The organism is Janthinobacterium sp. 1L-D-8-B-C4 (assembly GCF_057291295.1).
Map to the genome: position 1 here is coordinate 326,894 of NZ_JBXAVX010000003.1, position 15,167 is coordinate 342,060.

At 64.5% G+C, this 15,167-nt stretch carries 7 protein-coding genes; all 7 read left to right on the forward strand.

Going from position 1 to position 15,167, the window contains the following annotated elements; all coding sequences use genetic code 11:
- Positions 1 to 58: 58 nt before the first annotated feature.
- The 7 genes from AC0Z42_RS07385 (at position 59) to AC0Z42_RS07415 (ending at position 15,121) form a co-directional block, all read left to right on the forward strand.
- A complete protein-coding gene (locus tag AC0Z42_RS07385) occupies positions 59 to 2,008 on the forward strand; it encodes a PhoX family protein (RefSeq protein WP_485467580.1) in 1,950 nt (649 codons plus the stop codon).
- 118 nt (positions 2,009 to 2,126) lie between these two features.
- Positions 2,127 to 3,605, forward strand: coding sequence for a sodium:solute symporter (locus AC0Z42_RS07390; protein ID WP_485467581.1), 1,479 nt, complete (start codon positions 2,127 to 2,129; stop codon positions 3,603 to 3,605).
- Positions 3,606 to 3,661: 56 nt separating this feature from the next.
- Positions 3,662 to 5,536: a signal peptide peptidase SppA gene (gene sppA / locus AC0Z42_RS07395; RefSeq protein ID WP_485467582.1), complete on the forward strand. Its 1,875-nt coding sequence runs from the start codon at positions 3,662 to 3,664 to the stop codon at positions 5,534 to 5,536.
- 408 nt (positions 5,537 to 5,944) lie between these two features.
- A complete protein-coding gene (locus tag AC0Z42_RS07400; RefSeq protein WP_485467583.1) occupies positions 5,945 to 7,336 on the forward strand; it encodes an efflux RND transporter periplasmic adaptor subunit in 1,392 nt (463 codons plus the stop codon).
- Entirely contained in the window at positions 7,333 to 10,461 is a 3,129-nt protein-coding gene (locus AC0Z42_RS07405; protein ID WP_485467584.1) for an efflux RND transporter permease subunit, read from the forward strand. Before AC0Z42_RS07400 ends, AC0Z42_RS07405 begins: the two co-directional genes overlap by 4 nt.
- Positions 10,458 to 13,694 (forward strand): efflux RND transporter permease subunit, encoded by a 3,237-nt coding sequence (locus AC0Z42_RS07410; RefSeq protein ID WP_485467585.1) that lies wholly within the window; start codon positions 10,458 to 10,460, stop codon positions 13,692 to 13,694. Before AC0Z42_RS07405 ends, AC0Z42_RS07410 begins: the two co-directional genes overlap by 4 nt.
- Positions 13,691 to 15,121 (forward strand): efflux transporter outer membrane subunit, encoded by a 1,431-nt coding sequence (locus AC0Z42_RS07415; RefSeq protein ID WP_485467586.1) that lies wholly within the window; start codon positions 13,691 to 13,693, stop codon positions 15,119 to 15,121. Before AC0Z42_RS07410 ends, AC0Z42_RS07415 begins: the two co-directional genes overlap by 4 nt.
- The last annotated feature ends 46 nt before the right edge of the window (positions 15,122 to 15,167 follow it).

Here is a 15,167-nt window from a genome sequence, read left to right on the forward strand (position 1 = left end):
GAATTATGCTCCTGAGTCTACCCGTCGTCGCCTGTTGCAACTGTTTGCCGGCGCCCCCATGCTGCCTCTGGCCGGCCTGACCGGCGTCAGCGCCTTCCTGTCCGGTTGTGGCGGCAGCTCAAATAACGACCTGCCTCCGGTGACCACGCCAGGCACGGGCACCGGCACCCCGGTTGCGACGTTTACCACGGCGGAATTCACCGGCATGGCTGCGCCAGCGGCCAGCGCGCCTGCCGCGCTGGCCACCACCACCGTCGGCTCGAAGCTCAAGGTCAATTTCAGCGATGGCAGCAGCAACAGCTACAACCTGGCTTACCAGCCGTTCTTCCTGACCGGTGACCGCGTGCCGGACGGCAAGGGCGGCAGCGTGATCGCGGGCGGCTACTTCGACATCAAGAACCAGCCCATCATCGACAGTTCGGTGCCAGGCAGGGAGCGCCAGTTCTTCTCGGACTCGCCGGACGGCAGCTCGATGTTGACGGTCGCCAACGCCACCGTGACCGGCGTCAAGGGCAAGCCGGTGTTTGCCGTGGTGCAGTTTGAATACAACTCGCTGAACCAGGCCGGCGCATCCACCTACGGCACCTTGCCGTCGCCGATCGCCGTGCTGACCTTGGACCAGGACCAGACCACCGGCAAGCTGTCGATGGTGAAATACCATAACGTCGATACCTCGTCGGTCAAAGGCCTGTGGATTACCTGCGGCGCCAGCCTGTCGCCATGGAACACCCACCTGTCGAGCGAAGAGTACGAACCCGATGCCTTCGACCAGGGCTTGGGCGGCCAGACCCTGGCCGTGCTCAAACAGTTCAGCACGAACGTGTTCGGCAATGCCACCACCGCCAATCCGTATGACTACGGCCACCTGCCAGAGGTCTCCGTCAACCCGGACGGCACCGGCAGCATCAAGAAGCACTACTGCCTGGGCCGCTACTCGCGCGAACTGGTGCAGGTCATGCCCGACCAGCGCACCATCCTCGGCGGCGACGATTACACCAATGGCGGCCTGTTCATGTTCGTGGCCGACAAGGCCGCCGACCTGGCGGCAGGCGGCACCTTGTACGTCGCCAAATACACCAGCCAGCTGACCGAGACCACCACCGGCAAGCTGCAATGGGTCAAGCTCGGCCATGCGACGCACGCCGAGATCAAGGCGCTGGTCGACGGCGGCATCAAGGCCACCGACATCATGGATTCGACCCTGACCGATCCGAACGACACCAGCTACACGAAGATCGTGCTGAACAAGAAAACCGCCTGGGTCCGCGTCAAGGCCGGCCAGGAAAAAGCCGCCGCCTTTCTGGAAACCCACCGTTACGCAGCCCTCAAGGGCGGCAGCATGGCCTTTACCAAGAACGAAGGCACGACGGTCAACGCCAAGGACAAGATTGCCTATTCGGCGTATGCCAATATCCAGGATTCGATGGTCGAAGGCGGCTCGGGGTACGTCGCCGGCAACAACGTCAAGTTCAAGAAGCTGGTGGCGGGCGCCGTGGTCTCGCACAAGCTGGCCGGCGGCCAGAAGGACGACACCGGCGCCGCCATCGACAGCGAATGGGTGCCGAGCGAATCGAGCGTGCTGATCGCCGGCGAAGACATCGCCGGCGACGCCTTGGGCAATACCGCCAACCCGGACAAGATCGCCAGCCCCGACAACCTGAAGTTCTCGGAAAAACTGCGCACCCTGTTTATCGGCGAGGACAGCGGCAACCACCTGAACAACTTCCTGTGGGGTTACAACGTCGACACCAAGAAGCTGGAACGCCTGCTGTCGTGCCCGGCCGGCGCGGAATCGACCGGCCTGCATGCGGTTGACGAGATCAATGGCTGGACCTACGTGATGAGCAACTTCCAGCACCCAGGCGACGAATGGAACCGCTTCCCGACGCTGCCATCGGCGCTGAAGGACCAGATCAACATCATGATCAACACCAACTACAACAACAAGTTCAGTGGCGCGGTCGGCTACCTGACGGCGGAGCTGTCGCAGATTAAACTGTCGAAATAAGCTGCTGCATCTGATGCCGAGGTGAACCGGCAGGGCAACTAAAAAGCGCCCGTCTTCGCAAGGAGGCGGGCGCTTTGTTGTATATTCACGCCCCTGTTCATCTTTGCCGCCGGCCCCCATGTCCCCCGCCATCCTGTTCTCCGTCGTCCTCGCCTACTTCCTGATCCTTCTCGGCGTGGCCTGGCGCACCTCGCGCCATGCCACCAATGACAGTTTTTTTATCGGGAACAAGGACAGCAACTGGATGCTGGTCGCCTTCGGCATGGTCGGCACCACCTTGACCGGCGTGACGTTTATCAGCGTGCCGGGGGCGGTGGGGCGTGACGGGTTTGGCTATGTGCAGCTGATGATCGGCTATGTACTCGGTTACCTGGCGATCACGTTTATTCTGCTGCCGCTGTATTACCGGCTGCAGCTCACTTCCATCTATCGCTACCTGGAGTTGCGGCTGGGGCGGCGCTCGTACCAGAGCGGGGCGGCGTTCTTTATCCTGTCTCGTTTGCTGGGGGCGACGGCGCGGCTGTATTTGGTGGTCAATATCCTGCAGGCGACCATCCTTGACAGCTTTGGCGTGCCGTTCTGGCTGACTGCGTCCGTGGTGCTGCTGCTGATTTTGCTGTATACATACGAGGGTGGCGTGAAGACCATCGTCTGGACCGATACCCTGCAGACGGCCTGCATGCTGGCCGGACTGGTGATCTGCAGCGTGTTCCTGCTGCGCGAGATGGATATTTCCGTGATCGACAGCCTGGAGCGCATGCGCGCGCAGGGGCTGGCGCGCATGTTCACCCTGGATCCGGACAGCCCGGCCTTCGTATGGAAGCATATCGTGGCCGGCATGTTCATCACGATTGCGATGACCGGCATGGACCAGGAGATGATGCAGAAGAATATCTCGGTGCGCACCTTGCGGGACTCGCAAAAGAACATGTTGAGCCTGACGGTGGTGCTGACCGGCGTGCTGCTGCTGTTTTTGTTCTTGGGCGGCCTGCTGCATCTGTATGCGCCGCTGGCCGGCGTTACGGCGACCGGCGACAAGCTGTTCCCGGCGGTGGTGCTGGGGCATTTTCCGGCGGCGGTACAGCTGATCTTTTTCATTGCGCTCATTTCCGCGCTGTTCCCCAGCGTCGACGGCGCGCTGACGGCGCTGACAGCCACCTTTTGCATCGATATTTTGGGCCTGCAGCGCCGGCAGGACTTGAATCCGGCCATGCAGATGCGCTGGCGCCGCCGCGTGCACCTGGCTTTTACTGCCCTGTTCCTGCTGCTGATCATGGCTTTCAAATGGATCGATAGCCCCAGCATGATAGGGGTGATTCTGAAGCTGGCCAGCTATACCTACGGGCCGCTGCTGGGTCTCTTTGCGTTTGGCCTGTTGAGCCGGCGCGGCGTGCGCGACCGCTGGGTGCCTGTGGTGGCGCTGGCCGGACCGCTGCTGTGCGCACTGATCGAGCAGGAGCAATCGCTGCTGTTTGCGCATTACCGCATCGGCCTGGAACTGCTGATACTGAACGGCGTCCTGGTGCTGGCCGGGCTGTTCCTGATTTCCACGCCGGCGCAAAAGGGCGGGGCGCAGTTGTCAAAACAGGACTATTGATACGGATTTCAGTTATATTGATTTTTTTCAGCTCACCCTCTACGGAGCATCAATCAATGTCACTGAACCCGTTTCCTCCGCTGCGCCGCGGTTTTGGCGCCTTCTGGCGCGCGCTCGACGCCACGCGCCGCGCCGTTTTCAATCTGATTTTCCTGCTGATCGTGATCGCCATCCTGATCGCCATCTTTGGCGGCGGCGCCAAGCCCCTGCAGGAAAAGACCACGCTGGTGCTGGACCTGCAAGGTCCGTTGGTGGAAGAGGTGCCGGGCGGCGTGCGCGAAGCGGTGCTGGCCAATGTCAGCGGCGACGTGAAAAAAACCGTGCAGCTGCGCGATGTGCTGGCGGTGCTCGATACGGCCGCCAAGGACAAGAATGTGGGCGCGATGGTGCTGCTGCTCGATGAGCTCGAAGGCGGCGGCCTGGCGTCCTTGCGCGAAGTGGGGGCCGGCATTGAACGCTTCCGCGCCAGCGGCAAGAAGGTCACGGCCTGGGGTTCGAGCTACAACCAGCGCCAGTACCTGCTGGCCTCGAAAGCCGACGAGGTATTCGTCCATCCGATGGGCGGCGTGATGATCGAAGGCTTTGGCCGCTACCGCAATTACTACCGCGACGCGCTCGACAAGGTCGGCGTGACGGTCAACCTGCTCAAAGTGGGCACCTACAAAAGCTTTGCCGAGCCGTTTATCGCCAACGGCCCGTCGGACGCGGCGGCCGAAGCGGACCGCTACCTGAACAACGGCCTGTGGACCACCTACACCACCGACGTGGAAAAAGCCCGCAAGCTGCCGGCCGGCGCCATCATGGCCGCGATCGACAACCTGCCGCAACTGCTGGAAGCGACCGGCGGCGATATCGCCAAGGCCTCCTTGAACGCGAAGCTGGTCGACGGCCTGAAAACGCGCGATGAGATCCGCAAGCTGATGATGGAGCGCGGCGCGAAAGACGCGGACGGCAACAACTTCCGCCAGGTCGGCTACAGCGACTACCTGGCCCGCCTGCACCCGGCGATGGTCGGCGACGCCGTCGGCGTGGTGATCGCCTCCGGCGAAATCGGCGACGGCGTGGCGCCGGCCGGCTCGATCGGCGGCCTGTCCACCTCGCGCCTGATCCGCCAGGCGCGCGAAGACAAGGCCATCAAGGCGGTGGTGCTGCGCATCGATTCGCCCGGCGGCAGCGCGTTTGGCTCGGAGCTGATCCGCCGCGAACTGGAGCTGACACGCGCCGCCGGTAAACCAGTGGTGGTCTCGATGGGCAACGTGGCCGCCTCGGGTGGCTACTGGATCAGCACTTCGTCCGATGAAGTGATTGCCGATGCGGCCACCATTACCGGTTCGATCGGCGTGTTCGCGATCTTGCCGACGGCCGAAAAAGTCATCGACAAGCTGGGCATCCACACGGCCGGCGCGCCGACCACCTGGCTGGCCGACGCCGGCAACCCGCTGCGCCCGCTCGACCCGCGCTTCGCGCAAGTGATACAGGGTTCGATCAACCATGTGTACGGCGACTTCATCAATATCGCCGCCAAGGCGCGCAAGACCACGCCCGAGAAAATCAACGAAGTGGCGCAGGGCCGCGTGTGGACCGGCCTGCAGGCCAAGGACCGCAACCTGGTCGACCGCATCGGCAGCTACCGCGATGCGCTGGCTTCGGCTGCCAAGCGGGCCAACCTGGGCGCCGACTACCGCGTGGCGTATATCGAGCGCGAAACGTCGACCGTCGACCGCGTGATCGGCATGTTTGGCGCCAGGGCGATGGCCTCGCTGGGCCTTGGCGAACACGTGAAACTGGGCCTGGCTGCCACCGGCCTGCCACCCCAGGCGGCGCTGGGCATCGCCAGCGACCTTAGCTGGCTCTCCGGTATCACCAGCGAACGCAAGCCGTTCATGGCGCTGACGCATTGCCTGTGCACCGATCCGATGGGTAGTAAATAAGACGTATCCTCATCTGTGTCTTACCTCAAGCCGGCTTTGTCCGGCTTGTTTTTATTGGGCGTCTGTAAAGGCGGGTAAAGGCCGCCGGAGATTTGTAGCGAATTTGTATCTGCCTGCACATTGCCGGCGCAGCTGCGTACCGCCTTGAAAGCCTGATGCCTGCTGATATTGCAGGGTGCAGCGCGGCCTGTTTTCAGGCGCAATTGTTTCAGACAGAAATGAAACAGTTACATGACTATGCTAGAGTCCTCGCTCGATGGAGAACGATGTTTTTTCAGCTGATTTTCAGCTCTTGATTCCCCGTTAATCTTGTAAAAAATACCCGAAAAACCAGCGCCTGCCAGAGTGAACCGACTCGGTGCGCGCTCAAAAACTACGCCGTGCCAGCGGCTCATAAAAGGATAAGCGATGGATACGCAGATAACCCCAACCCCCGCGCGGCGCAGCCGCCGTTCCAGGATCGTCGGTACGGTGATTGCCCTGGCCGTGATGGCCGCCCTCGGTGGCGGCGCATGGTATCTGACGCATTCGGGCGCCAGCGCGCCGGGCGGCGCCGGCGCCATGGGCCCCGGCGGGCCTGGTGGTCCTGGCGGTCCTGGCGGTGCGCGCCGCGGCGGTCCGTCGACCACCGTCGGCGTGGCCACGGCCGTCAAGTCCGATCTGCCGGTAGTCCTCGACGCGCTCGGCACCGTCACCGCAGCGTCGACCGTGACGGTGCGCCCGCAGGTGTCGGGCATCCTGAAGGAGCTCAAGTTCAAGGAGGGCGCGATGGTCAAGGCCGGCCAGGTGGTGGCGCTGATCGACCCGGCGCAATTCGAGATGGCCCTGATGCAGGCGTCCGGCCAGCGCCAGCGCGACGAAGCGCAGCTGGAAAACGCGCGCCTGACCCTGAAGCGCTACCAGACCCTGCTGGGCCAGGATTCGATCGCGCGCCAGGACGTCGATACGCAGGCCGCGCTGGTCAAGCAGCTCGAAGGCACCGTGATGACCGACCGCGCCGCCGAAGGCACGGCCAGGCTGAACCTCGGCTACACCAAGGTGGTCTCGCCGATCAGCGGCCGGGCCGGCCTGAAGGTGGTCGATATCGGCAACCTGGTCAGCACCAGCGACGCCGGCGGCGTGGTGGTGATCACCCAGCTGTCGCCGATCGACGTGCAGTTCGCCATCCCGCAGGACAAGGTGCAGACCATCCAGGAACGCCAGGCGCAGAATGTCGCGCTGCCGGCGCTGGCGCTGGACCGCACGCGCAGCATCACGCTCGACAAGGGCAGCCTGACGGCGCTCGACAACCAGGTCGACGTGCAGACCGGCACCGTGCGCGCCAAGGCCCGCTACGCGAACGACAAGATGGCGCTGTTCCCCAGCCAGTTCGTCAATGTGCGCCTGGAGATGGGCAATATCACGGGCGCCGTGCTGGTGCCCGTCACCGCGCTGCGCCACAGTAACAACGGCGACTTTGTCTACGTGCTGAAAGAGGACAAGACCGTCACCGTGCGCATCGTCACGCGAGGCCAGGCCACCACCGACATGGTGGAAATCCGCGCCGGCCTGGAAGCGGGCGAGAAGGTCATCACCGAAGGCGCCGACCGCCTGAAGGAAGGCGCGAAAGTCACCCTGGCCGGCGACAAGCCAGCCGGCCAGGGCCAGGGCGCGCGTGGCGCGAGTGGCGAACACCGCCAGCGCCGCCAGCACGCTGACGGTGCTGCAGGTGCCGCAGGTGCGCCAGCATCGTCTGCACCGGCAGCATCTGCGCCGGCGACCGCGCCGGCCGCCACGCCAGCGAAGGGTGCGGCGCAATGAGTCCATCGACCCCGTTCATCAAGCGGCCGGTCGCCACCGCGCTGCTGATGCTGGCCATCGTGCTGGCCGGGATGGTGGGCTTCAAGTTCCTGCCGCTGGCGGCCTTGCCGCAGGTTGATTTCCCGACCATCCAAGTGCAGACGCTGTATCCGGGCGCCAGCCCCGAAGTCATGGGCCAGACGGTCACCGCGCCGCTTGAGCGCCAGTTCGGCCAGATGGCCGGCCTGCAGCGCATGAGTTCGACCAGCGCGGCCGGCGTCTCCATCATCACGCTGCAGTTCACCCTGGGCCAGACCCTGGACGTGGCCGAGCAGGAAGTGCAGGCTGCGATCAATGCCGGCGGTTCCCTGCTGCCGACCGATTTGCCGGCGCCACCGGTCTACGCCAAGGTCAACCCGGCCGACGCGCCGGTGCTGACCCTGGCCATTACCTCTGACACGATGCCGCTGACGCAGGTGCAAAATATCGTCAACACGCGCCTGGCGCTGAAGATCAGCCAGGTCAATGGCGTGGGCCTGGTGTCGCTGTCGGGCGGCCAGCGCCCGGCCGTGCGCATCCAGGGCGATACCAAGCTGCTGGCCTCGTATGGCCTGGGCCTGGACAGCCTGCGTACCGCGATTGCGGCCGCCAATGTCAACAGCGCCAAGGGCAGTTTCGACGGCCCGTCGCGCTCGTTTACGATCAACGCCAACGACCAGCTGGTCACGGCCGAAGACTACAAGCGCCTGATCATCACCTATAAAAACGGCGCCCCGGTGCGCCTGCTTGATGTGGCCAACGTGGTCGACAGCGCCGAAAACACGCGCCTGGGCGCCTGGGCCGGCAAGCAGCCAGCCATCATCCTCAACGTGCAGCGCCAGCCCGGCGCCAACGTGATCAAGACGGTCGACGCCATCAAGGCGCTGTTGCCCGAGCTGCAAACGAGCTTGCCTGCGGCCATGAAGCTCGACGTGCTGAGCGACCGCACCACGGGCATCCGCGCCTCGGTCGAACACGTGGAACTCGAACTGCTCGCCTCCGTGCTGCTGGTGGTGCTGGTGATCTTCGCCTTTTTGCACAGCCTGCGCGCCACCGTGATCGCCAGCCTGTCGGTGCCGATCTCGCTGATCGGCGCCTGTGGCGTGATGTATTTGCTCGGCTACAGCCTGAACAACCTGTCGCTGATGGCGCTGACGATCGCCACCGGCTTTGTTGTCGATGACGCCATCGTCATGATCGAGAACATCGCGCGCTATATCGAAGAGGGCGAAACGCCGATGGCCGCCGCGCTGAAGGGCGCCTCGCAGATCGGCTTTACCATTATCTCGCTGACGGTTTCGCTGATCGCCGTGCTGATTCCGCTGCTGTTCATGGGCGACGTGGTAGGGCGTTTGTTCCGCGAATTCGCCATGACCCTGGCGATTACCATCCTGATTTCCGCCGTGGTGTCGCTCACGTTGGTGCCGATGATGTCGGCGCGCTGGCTGAAAAGCCATGCCGATGAAAAGATCGGTGCCACCGGCCAGCGTATCCAGGCTTTCCTCGACCGCGTGATTGTGCGCTACGACCATGCGCTGGTGTGGGTCCTGAAGCGTCAGGGCTTGACCCTGCTGGTGGCGCTGGCCACCCTGATCCTGACGGTGATCTTGTACATGACGATCCCCAAGGGGCTGTTCCCGACGCAGGACACGGGACAGCTGCAGGCGCGCATCGAAACCTCGCAAGCCGTCTCGTATGAACGCATGGCCAGCCTGCAGCAGGCGGCCGCCAGCGCCATTCTGGAAGACCCGGACGTCGAAACCTTGAGTTCCCTGGTCGGCGTCGATGCGGCCAACAACACCATGCTCCACACGGGCAGCATGCTGATCAACCTGAAGCGATCGAGGAGCGACAGCCAGGACGACATCATGGACCGCCTGCGCAACCGCGTGGGCAAGGTGGCCGGCGTCACGCTGTATTTGCAGCCGACGCAGGATCTCACCATCGATGCCGAATCGGGCCCGACGCAATACCGCGTCTCGCTCGAAGGCGCGAACACCGCCATCGTTACCGAGTGGGCCAACAAGCTGGCCGCGCGCATGCGTGAAAAGTCGCAGCTGCGCAACGTCACCACCGACGCCGGCGCCACCGGCGCTGCCGTCAACGTGGCAATCGACCGCGACAGCGCGGCGCGCATGTCGGTCACCACTGCCACCGTCGACGACGCGCTGTACAACGCCTTTGGCCAGCGCATCATCTCGACGATTTTCACCGAGACCAACCAGTACCGCGTGATTCTCGAAGCGCAGCCCGGCATCGTCACCACGCCGGCCGACCTGGGCGACCTGCAGGTACGCACCGGTTCGGGCAAGTCGACGCCGCTGTCGGCGTTTGCGACGATTACCGAAAAGCAGTCGCCGCTGCAGATCACGCACGTGGCGCAGTACCCGGCCACCACGCTTGGTTTCGATACCACCAAGGGCGTGGCGCTGGGCAGCGCGGTCGATGCGATCCGCGCGGCGGCGCACGACATCGCCTTGCCCGCCTCGGTGACGATGACCTTTTTGGGCGCCGCCGGCGCGTACGAAAACTCGCTGTCGAACCAGCTGTGGCTGATCCTGGCCGCCGTGGTGTGCGTGTATATCGTGCTGGGCGTGCTGTACGAAAGCTATATCCACCCGCTGACGATTTTGTCGACCCTGCCTTCGGCCGGCGTCGGCGCGCTGCTGGCGCTGATGTTGTCGGGCCAGGACCTGGGCGTGATCGGCATTATCGGCATCATCCTCTTGATCGGCATCGTGAAAAAGAACGCCATCATGATGATCGACTTTGCCATCGAGGCCGAGCGCGACGAAGGCAAGAGTCCGCAGGAAGCGATCCACCAGGCGGCGTTGCTGCGCTTCCGGCCGATTTTGATGACCACCCTGGCGGCGCTGTTTGCGGCCGTGCCGCTGATGCTGGGCTGGGGCGAAGGCGCCGAGTTGCGCCGTCCGCTGGGCCTGGCGATTTTTGGTGGCCTGATCGTCAGCCAGGTGCTGACCCTGTTTACCACGCCGGTGATCTACCTGGGCTTTGACCGCCTGGGCCGCCGTTTTGCCGGCAAGCGCAAGGATGGCGTCAATCTGGACAAGCCGGGTGACCAGCCGCCGGCAGGGAGCGCCGCGTGAATCTGTCCGAACCCTTCGTCAAGCGGCCCATTGCCACGGTGCTGCTGACCATCGGCATCGCGCTGGCGGGCATCGGCGCGTTTTTCGTGCTGCCCGTCTCGCCGCTGCCGCAGGTCGATTATCCGACTATTTCGGTCAGCGCCAGCCTGCCTGGCGCCAGCCCGGACACCATGGCCTCTTCGGTGGCCACGCCGCTTGAGCGGCGCCTGGGCGTGATCTCGGGCGTGAACGAAATGACCTCGTCGTCAAGCACCGGCTCGGCGCGCATCAACCTGCAGTTCGACCTGAACCGCAAGATCGATGCGGCCGCACGCGAAGTGCAGGCGGCGATTGCCGCCTCGCGCGTTGACCTGCCGGCCACCTTGCGCAGCAATCCGACCTACCGCAAGGCCAATCCGTCCGATGCGCCGGTGATCATCCTGGCGCTGACCTCGAAGACGCGCACGCCGGGCCAGATCTATGACGCGGTGTCAAACCTGGTGCAGCAGAAAGTGGCGCAAGTGAAGGGCGTGGGCGACGTGGAACTTGGTGGCGGTTCGCTGCCGGCGGTGCGCGTGGAACTGCTGCCGTACCAGCTCAACCACTATGCCGTATCGATGGAAGACGTGCGCGCCGCGATCCAGGCCAGCAACGCGAATCGCCCGAAAGGCGCGGTCACCGGCGACGAACGCAGCCTGCAGATTTATTCGGGCGCCAGCTCCGCCTCGGGCGGGCGCAGCGCTGCCGACTACCGCAGCCTGGTGGTAGCCTGGCGCGACGGCGCCGCGATCCGCCTCGATGAAGTGGCCGAAGTGCAGGACGGCGTCGAGAACAACAATACCCTGGGCCTGTTCAATGGCGACCCGGCCGTGATCGTGCTGATCACGCGCCAGCCCGGCGCCAACGTGATCGCCACGGTCGACGGCGTGCGCGCGCTGCTACCGCAACTGCAGGCGCAGCTGCCCGGCGACATCAAGCTGCAGGTGGCGTCCGACAGCACCAATTCGATCCGCTCCTCGCTGCACGAGATCGAGTTCACCTTGATCCTGTCGATCGTGCTGGTGGTGCTGGTGGTCAGTGCCTTTTTGCGCAGCGTGCGCGCCACCATCATTCCGGCGGTGGCCACGATTGTGTCGCTCTTGGGCACCTTCGGCGTGATGTACATGCTGGGCTTTTCGCTCAACAACCTGTCGCTGATGGCGCTGACGGTGGCCACCGGCTTTGTTGTCGATGACGCAATCGTGGTGCTGGAAAACACCCAGCGCCATATCGAAGCCGGCATGGACCGCTTCAAGGCGGCGCTGCTCGGTGCGCGCGAAGTCGGCTTTACCGTGCTGTCGATCAGCCTGTCGCTGGTGGCGGTCTTCATTCCGCTGCTGTTCATGGGCGGCCAGGTGGGACGTTTGTTCCGCGAGTTTGCCGTGACCCTGTCGGCGGCGGTAATGATTTCGCTGGTCATTTCCTTGACCACCACGCCGATGATGTGCGCCTGGCTGCTGAAAAGCGGCGAGCAGCACAAGCAGCCGGGCGCCATCGCGCGCTGGTTCGAACGCGGTTTCGACAAGCTGCTGAAGGGCTATGAACATTGCCTGGACTGGGCCTTGTCGAGCGCCGCGCTGGTGATGACGATTCTGGTGTTCGTGGTCGGCCTGAACGTGTACCTGTTCGCGGCCGCGCCCAAGGGTTTTTTCCCGCAGCAGGACACCGGCCAGATCAACGGCGGCATGCGCGCCGACCAGAGCATCTCGTTCCAGGCCATGCAGGGCAAGCTGCGTGAACTGGTCAATATCATCAAGGACGATCCGGCAGTGGCCACCGTGGTGGGCTTTACGGGCGGCGGCAGGGCGGGCGGCGGCTTCATGTTCATCGACTTGAAACCGGCGTCGCAGCGCACCGACAAGGGCCAGGCGGTGATCGCCCGCCTGCGCCCGCAACTGGCCAAGGTGACCGGCATTTCGCTGTTCCTGAACCCGGTGCAGGACCTGCGCATGGGCGGCAGGTCGAGCAATTCGACCTACCAGTACACCCTGATCAGCGACAACCAGGCCGACCTGAAGAAATGGGCGGCGAAGCTGGCCGACCAGATGAAGTCGCAGCCGGCCCTGATCGACGTCGATACCGACCAGGCGGAAAATGGCGTGGAGACCTTTGTCTCGATCGACAAGGACCGCGCCACCGAACTGGGGGTGCAGGTGCGCGACATCGACAATGCGCTGTACAACAGCTTCGGCCAGCGTCAGGTGGCCACCATCTACGATGAGCTGAACCAGTACCACGTGATCATGGAAGTGGCGCCGCGCTATGCGCAAAGCCCGGAGGCGTTGCGCTCGGTGTATGTGCCGGCCTCGAATGCGGCCGCGACAACCACTACCACCTCGGCCGTGACTTCGGCGGTCACCGCCACCACCTCGAACACCACGGCCGCGCGCGATCCGTCGAGTGGCACGGCGCTGTCGACCACCCTGGCGACGATGGTGCCGCTGTCGTCGTTCAGCAGCTTTGCCGAAAGTTCGACGGCCACCTCGATCAACCACCAGGGCGGCGAGCTGGCCACTACCGTGTCGTTCAACCTGTCCGATGGCTATACGCTCGGCGACGGCCAGGCGGCCGTGGCGCAGGCCGAGTCCGAAATCGGCATGCCGGTCAATGTGCGTGGCAGTTTCCAGGGGTCGGCCAAGAGCGCCCAAGACAGCAACAAGGAGCAGCCGCTGCTGATCCTGGCGGCCATTGTGGTGATCTATATCGTGCTGGGCATTCTGTACGAAAGCCTGATACATCCGATTACCGTGCTGTCGACCCTGCCGTCGGCCGGCGTCGGCGCGGTGCTGGCGCTGCTGATGTTCCGCATGGAGTTTTCCATCATCGCCCTGATCGGCGTGTTCCTGTTGATCGGCATCGTCAAGAAAAATGCTATATTAATCATCGACTTCGCGCTGGAGGCCGAGCGTTCGCGCGGGCTGACAGCGATCGAGGCGGTGCGCGAGGCCTGTTTGCTGCGTTTCCGCCCGATCCTGATGACGACGCTGGCGGCGGCCCTGGGCGCCTTGCCGCTGGCGATCGGCTTTGGCGAGGGGTCCGAGCTACGCCAGCCCTTGGGGGTCGCCATTATCGGCGGCCTGATTGCCAGCCAGTTGTTGACCTTGCTGACCACCCCGGTGGTCTACATCCTGCTCGACAAACTGCGCACGCGCAGCGCCGACGAGCAGCAATTGAGCCGCATTCCTGGGCCAGATAACCCGAGCACACAATCATGAGTCAAGTAAAACATCGTACGTTCTTTGTTCCCGCACGCCTGCCGTTGCACGCTCTGGCGCTGGCCGCTTTTGCCTTGCTGGCTGGCTGCGCCGTCAGCCCCGTGTATGAAGTGCCAGCGACTGCCGCGCCGCTGGCGTTCAAGGAGGCGGCTGGCTGGCAGCCTGCCGCGCCGGCCGACACCCTCGAGCGCGGCCCCTGGTGGACCCTGTTCGGCGACACGCAGTTGAACCAGCTGGCCGCCAGCATCGACATCTCGAACCAGAACGTGGCCGCCGCCGTCGCCTCGTATGAGCAGGCGCGCGCGCTGGTGCGCGAACAGCGCGCCTCGCTGTTCCCCAGCGTCAGTTTGACCGGCAGCGGCACGCGTTCGGGCGGTGGCGGCGAGCAGCAGACCAGCAACAACTACCGGGCCGCGCTGGGCGCCTCGTGGGAGCCCGATATCTGGGGCCGCCTGCGCGCCGGCGTGACCAGCGCCGACGCTTCCGCGCAAGCGTCCGCCGCCGACCTGGCCGCGGCGCGCCTGTCGGCGCAGGGCGAGCTGGCCATCAATTATTTTTCGCTGCGCCAGAGCGATGCGCAGATCGCATTGCTCACGTCCACCATCGAAGGCTACCAGCGCGTGCTCGACATCACGCGCAACCGCTTCAGTGCCGGCATTGCGGCGAAATCGGACTTGCTGCAGGCGCAGACGCAGCTGGCCAATGCGCAGATCGACCTGTCCAGCCAGGTGCGCGCGCGGGCCCAGCTAGAACATGCGATCGCGATTCTGCTGGGCCGCGCGCCGTCCGATTTTGCGCTTGCCGTGGCGCCGTGGACCATCACCGTGCCTGAGGTTCCCGTGGGCGTGCCGTCGACCTTGCTGCAGCGCCGGCCCGATATCGCCGCCGCCGAACGCCGCGTGGCGCTGGCCAATGAGCAGATCGGCATTGCCCGCTCGGCCTATTACCCGAGCCTGAACCTGACCGGGTCGTACGGCTCCGGCGCCAGCAAAGTGGGCGACCTGTTCAACGCTTCGTCGAGCCTGTGGTCGCTGGGCCTGTCGGCCGCGCAGACCGTGTTCAACGCGGGCGCCACCACCGCCAGCGTGGATGCGGCCAGGGCCGGCCATGAAGCAGCCGTGGCGCGCTACCGCCAGACGGTGCTGACGGCTTTTGGCACGGTCGAAGACCAGTTGTCGGCCACGCGTGCGCTGGCCGAACAGATCGACCTGCGCCGCCAGGCGTCCGCGGCCGCCGATGAAGTGGAGCAGCAGATGCTGAACCGCTACAACGCCGGCCAGGTCGGCTATACCGACGTGGTGACGGCGCAGGTCACGGCCCTGTCGGCGCGGCGCCAGCTGGTGCAGGCGCAGGCCGACCGCCAGACCACGGCGGTGGCGCTGATCCAGGCGCTGGGGGGCGGCTGGCAGGCCCCGGCGCCACAGTAAAACTGGCGATGCTGGCGCCGCTTTGTGTGGCGCCCGATTCACCTGA

Excerpts from the sequence above, each read along its gene's own strand:
- AC0Z42_RS07385 (WP_485467580.1), top strand. The coding sequence starts at position 59 with ATGCTGCCTCTGGCCGGCCTGACCGGCGTCAGCGCCTTCCTGTCCGGT.
- AC0Z42_RS07415 (WP_485467586.1), top strand. The coding sequence starts at position 13,691 with ATGAGTCAAGTAAAACATCGTACGTTCTTTGTTCCCGCACGCCTGCCG.
- sppA (WP_485467582.1), top strand. The coding sequence starts at position 3,662 with ATGTCACTGAACCCGTTTCCTCCGCTGCGCCGCGGTTTTGGCGCCTTC.
- AC0Z42_RS07390 (WP_485467581.1), top strand. The coding sequence starts at position 2,127 with ATGTCCCCCGCCATCCTGTTCTCCGTCGTCCTCGCCTACTTCCTGATC.
- AC0Z42_RS07400 (WP_485467583.1), top strand. The coding sequence starts at position 5,945 with ATGGATACGCAGATAACCCCAACCCCCGCGCGGCGCAGCCGCCGTTCC.
- AC0Z42_RS07405 (WP_485467584.1), top strand. The coding sequence starts at position 7,333 with ATGAGTCCATCGACCCCGTTCATCAAGCGGCCGGTCGCCACCGCGCTG.